General features: G+C 66.8%; 5 protein-coding genes. All 5 read right to left on the bottom strand.

The features are described 5' to 3' along the window. A partial coding sequence (locus VMS22_15585) for an amidohydrolase family protein (protein ID HXJ35455.1) occupies positions 1–638 on the bottom strand: 638 nt, incomplete at its 3' end. A gap of 61 nt (positions 639–699) precedes the next feature. Next, the gene (locus VMS22_15580; GenBank protein ID HXJ35454.1) at positions 700–1,494 is read right to left on the bottom strand and encodes an SDR family oxidoreductase; all 795 of its coding nucleotides are present in this window, start codon (positions 1,492–1,494) and stop codon (positions 700–702) included. Positions 1,495–1,497: 3 nt separating this feature from the next. Next, a complete protein-coding gene (locus tag VMS22_15575) occupies positions 1,498–2,403 on the bottom strand; it encodes a TauD/TfdA family dioxygenase (protein ID HXJ35453.1) in 906 nt (301 codons plus the stop codon). Positions 2,404–2,448: 45 nt separating this feature from the next. Next, a complete protein-coding gene (locus VMS22_15570; GenBank protein ID HXJ35452.1) occupies positions 2,449–3,459 on the bottom strand; it encodes an aldo/keto reductase in 1,011 nt (336 codons plus the stop codon). Between the two features lie 267 nt (positions 3,460–3,726). Next, positions 3,727–4,219 (bottom strand): adenylate cyclase (locus tag VMS22_15565; protein ID HXJ35451.1); only part of this gene is annotated, 493 nt, incomplete at its 5' end.

The following is a 4,219-nucleotide window of genomic DNA, read 5'->3' as shown; positions in this document are numbered from 1 at the left end:
GCGAAGCGGCTCGGAACCGGCTTGCCGTCGACGCCGCGGTGCGCGAACGAAAAGCTGGTCGAGAATCCGGCTGCGCCCGCATCGATCGCCTCGCGCACGAGCTGGCACATGCGCTCGATCTCTTCGGCCGTGGCCGCGCGTTCGTAGGCCGCATCCCCCATCACGTAGAGCCGCAGCGCGGAATGACCGATGTACGCCGTGAAGTTGAGCACGGTCCCGCGCCGGCGGACCAGCTCCAGGTACTCGGGAAACGTCTCGAACTCCCAGCAGATGCCCGCGGTCAGCGTCGCGGGGTTCATGTCCTCGACGTTCTCGAGCGTGCGCACGATCACGTCGTGGTGCTCCGGGCGGGTGGGCGCGATCGTGAAGCCGCAGTTGCCCGCCACCACGGTGGTGACACCGTGCGATGACGACGGCCTCAGGGCCGGATCCCAGAACACCTGCGCGTCGTAGTGCGTGTGGATGTCGATGAAGCCGGGCGCAACGGCGCAGCCCGACGCGTCCAACTCGCGCTTCCCCCGGAGCTTCGGCCCGATCTCGCGGATCACACCCCCCGTGATCGCCACATCGGCGGCTCGACCGGGTGCGCCGCTCCCATCGAAGACGGTTCCCCCGCGGATGACGATGTCAGCCGACATCCGGACCCTCCCACTCCGATGATGAGGCCATCAAGCGAGCCGCGGATCCTGCGCCCGAGAATTACCGTGCCTGCGCATCGGAGCGCGCCGCCATGAAGTCCTTGAGCGGGCCGGGCGGGCGGCCGGCGGTCGTTCCGCCATCCACCGGCAGCACGATCCCGGTGATCTGCGCCGCGCGTTCGCTTGCCAGGTACAGGACGGCATTCGCCACGTCCCTCGGCTGCCCCACGCGCTGGAGCGGTTGCATGACACGCACGACCTGAGCGTAGTTCAAGGAAGCATTGATCGCAGTGGGTATGTGAGCCGGCGCAATGCAGTTCACGCGGATCCCGTACTCAGCCAGGTCGACGGCGATCGATTTGCTGAAGTGGATGACGGCGGCCTTCGCCGCGCGATAGACCGTCAATCCCGATCCGGCATTGATTCCACCGATCGACGTGGTGTTGATGATCACACCACCGCCGTTCTTCGACATGTGTCGAGCGGCGCGCTGGCTGCCGATCATGACGCCGAAGAGGTTCACGGTCATCACCCGCCGGAAGTCCGTGAGATCGTCATCGAGGAAGCGCCGGAACGAGCTGGCGATTCCGGCGTTGTTGAACATGACGTGAAGCCCGCCGAACCGCGCCACGGCGAAATCGACGAGCTCCTGGACCTCGTCCGCATTGGCGACATCGGTCCGTTTGAAGGCGGCCGCGGCCCCGAGCCTCGCCGCCAGTTCCTCGCCGCGCGCCGCGTCCACGTCGGCGATGACGACCTCGGCGCCTTCCTCCACGAAGAGCTCGACCGTCGCCCGGCCGATGCCGTTCGCGCCGCCGGTGACGATCGCGACTCTTCCTGACAGTTCCTGACCCATTCGTCAGCTGGCCCGTTCGACCGCCTTGAACGGTTCGACTCCCTTGATCCCTTCGACCCCGTACAGAGTCGTGCGATGCATCAACCGCCCGGAATCCGGATCGTATGGGATGACCCGATGCATGACGCCGCAGTTGTCCCACATGAGGAGATCGCCGACCGTCCATTCGTGCCGGTAGACGTTCTCGCGGCGCGTCGCGTGGGAGTTCAGCTTGTCGAGCAGCCCGCGACTCTCGGCTTCGGGCATGCCCACGACGCGGGCCGCCGCGATGCCGAGGACGAGCGACTTCCGTCCCGAGCGGTGATGCCAGACGAGCGGATGCTCCTTCTCGCCCCGTCGTCCCATGCGGTCCCGTTGCGCTTCCACCTTGCGCCAGGCCACCTGCTCCTCCGGGGTCGGGTTCGGATGCGTCGCGCGATACGACGCCTCGAGGCTGTGCACGATGCGAAGCATGTCGTAGTAGTCCTTCTCCGCCTCCGGCAGATCGTCGTAGGCCGCGTACGTGCTGCAGAACTCGGTCTGCCCGCCGGTCGCCGAGAGGCGCCGGCCGGAGAGCAGCGTTGCCTGCGGCGGCGGACCGTCCTCGAAGAGGCCGTCGATGTGCCAGCCGATCGTGTTCTTTATGTATTGGGCCCCCGAAGGGTTCTCCTTGGGGTCGACCGAGATCTTGTACACGGGGTCCCGGGTACCATCCGGGCGTCGGGTCCCGATGGCGACGATCTCGCCGAGGTTGTTGCTGAAGGCGATCTGTTCCTCGTCGTTGAGACCGATCTCGGGGAACACCAGGACCCCGTAGCGCTCGAGCGCCTCGTTGATGTCGTCCGCGTTCGCGGGGTTCAGCACGTCCTCGCGGCCGAGCGTGACCTTCGCGCCGATGCGAGGCGTCAGAGGGACGAAGCGGTCGCTCATGGCTTGCCTCCTTCCGATGGAACCGTCTCGCGAACCACTCCGTGATCAGGTGCCCTCGTCGATCCAGCCGTCCGGGACGGTGTTCACGCCGTGGCGTGCGAAGATCGCGTCGATCTCGCGGAGGTCCGCCTCGCTGATCGACCAGCCGAGCGCGCCGACGTTGTCCTCGACCTCGGCGACGGTGCGGCAGCCGACGAGCGCCGTGTTGACGACCGGGTTCGAGGTCGCCCAGCGGAGCGCGAGCTGCGGCAAGCTCCGGCCGTAGCGCGCCGCGACGCCCTTCAGCTCCTCCACCGCGCGCACGTTCCGCGGGAAGTACTCGGGGCCGAAGAGCGTCTGGAAGGCCGTGATCGATCCGAGGTTGCCCCGCCGGGCGCGCCAATCATCCGAGCCGGACCCGAAGTCGACGTTCTCGGTTAACGTACCCGTCAAGAGGCCGTAGGCGAGCGACCCGTACGTCATGACGCCGATCCCCTGGTCCCGGCAATAGGGGAAGACGTCGCGCTGCATCCGGCGGTCGAACAGGTTCCAGCCGTACTGAACGACGTCCACGCGCCGCACGCGCATGCACGCCTCGATCTCCTCGCGCTTGAAGTTGGAGACCCCGACGAAGCGGACCTTCCCCTGCCGGACGAGATCCTCGAGGGCCCGCATCGTCTCCTCGAACGGGGTGCGGCGGTCCGGCCAGTGGATGAGATAGACGTCGATGGTATCGGTGCCGAGGTTCTTCAGGCTGTTCTCGACCGACGCCATGACGCGCTCGCGGCTCGAGTCGCGCATGTTCGGCTTGTCCCGGTATCCGATGCCGAACTTGGTCACGAGGATCACGTCCCGGCGGCGCCGGCCGAGCGCCTTCGCGAGCGCGCGCTCTGAGGCACCCAGGCCGTACCCCTCGGCGGTGTCGAAGCAGTTGATGCCAAGGTCGATGGCGCGCCCGATGGCGCGGGTGAACTCCACCTCCTCGACCTGCCCGTAGCCGCCGCCGATCTCCCAGCAGCCGAAGCCGATCGCCGGGACCTGCAAACCCGTCTGTCCGAACCGCCGATGATCCATCATGTCCGCCCTCGTCCCTCCGATAGCATGGACCGATCAGCAATGTCTAGCATCGATCTCGATTTGGTATAATGACGTTCTCGTGATGGACCCGAGACGTACCCGACCTGACCCTCGCGGGTTGTCGGTTGAGTCTCACGCCCTCATCGCGTGGGCTTCCCGTGTTCCGGTCAATCTCCCTGTCATGCATGCCGTCGCCACTACCCACACCGGGTAGTCTGCATTAACGCGGGACTTGTCATAGTTAGCGGGCACGTGTTGAGCGCGCATTCAGCAGCCCGACGCTCGCAGTTCTGTCTCACACACCGGCAGCCAGTATGACATGTCCATCGCGCGCAGGAGGTCGGCGGCAATTGACAGCTCGGCGCGCGCCTCGGCGCGGCGTCCGGCGCGGCGATAGCACCGGCCCAGCCCCAGGTGGCACTGGGCACGCAGCGGCGACATTCCGAGTTCGGCAGCCAACGTGGTGGCATTCCGATAGGCGGCCTCGGCACCGTCGACGTCTAGCGGCTCTGCATGCGCAGCAATCTCGCCTCGCTGCCGCAAGGCCCACGCTTGGTAGCCGCGCTCCTGCCGTTTGACCGCCAGTTCGAGCGCGCGATTGACGATGACGCTCGCATCCGCACTCCGTCCCGCCAGCAGATAGCTTTCCCCGAGGTAGACCATAGGCAGCGCCCCGACGTGCAGGCTACGGGACAAGCACGCCACGGCGTCCTCCAGCAGCGGCACGGCCTCCGTGAGGCGGCCGGTCAACGCGTACGCA

Source organism: Candidatus Eisenbacteria bacterium, assembly GCA_035577985.1.
Classification (GTDB): Bacteria; Desulfobacterota; Binatia; order DP-6; family DP-6; genus DATJZY01.
The sequence above is the reverse complement of the archived record's forward strand: the minus strand, read 5'-3'. Positions and strand labels throughout refer to the sequence as shown.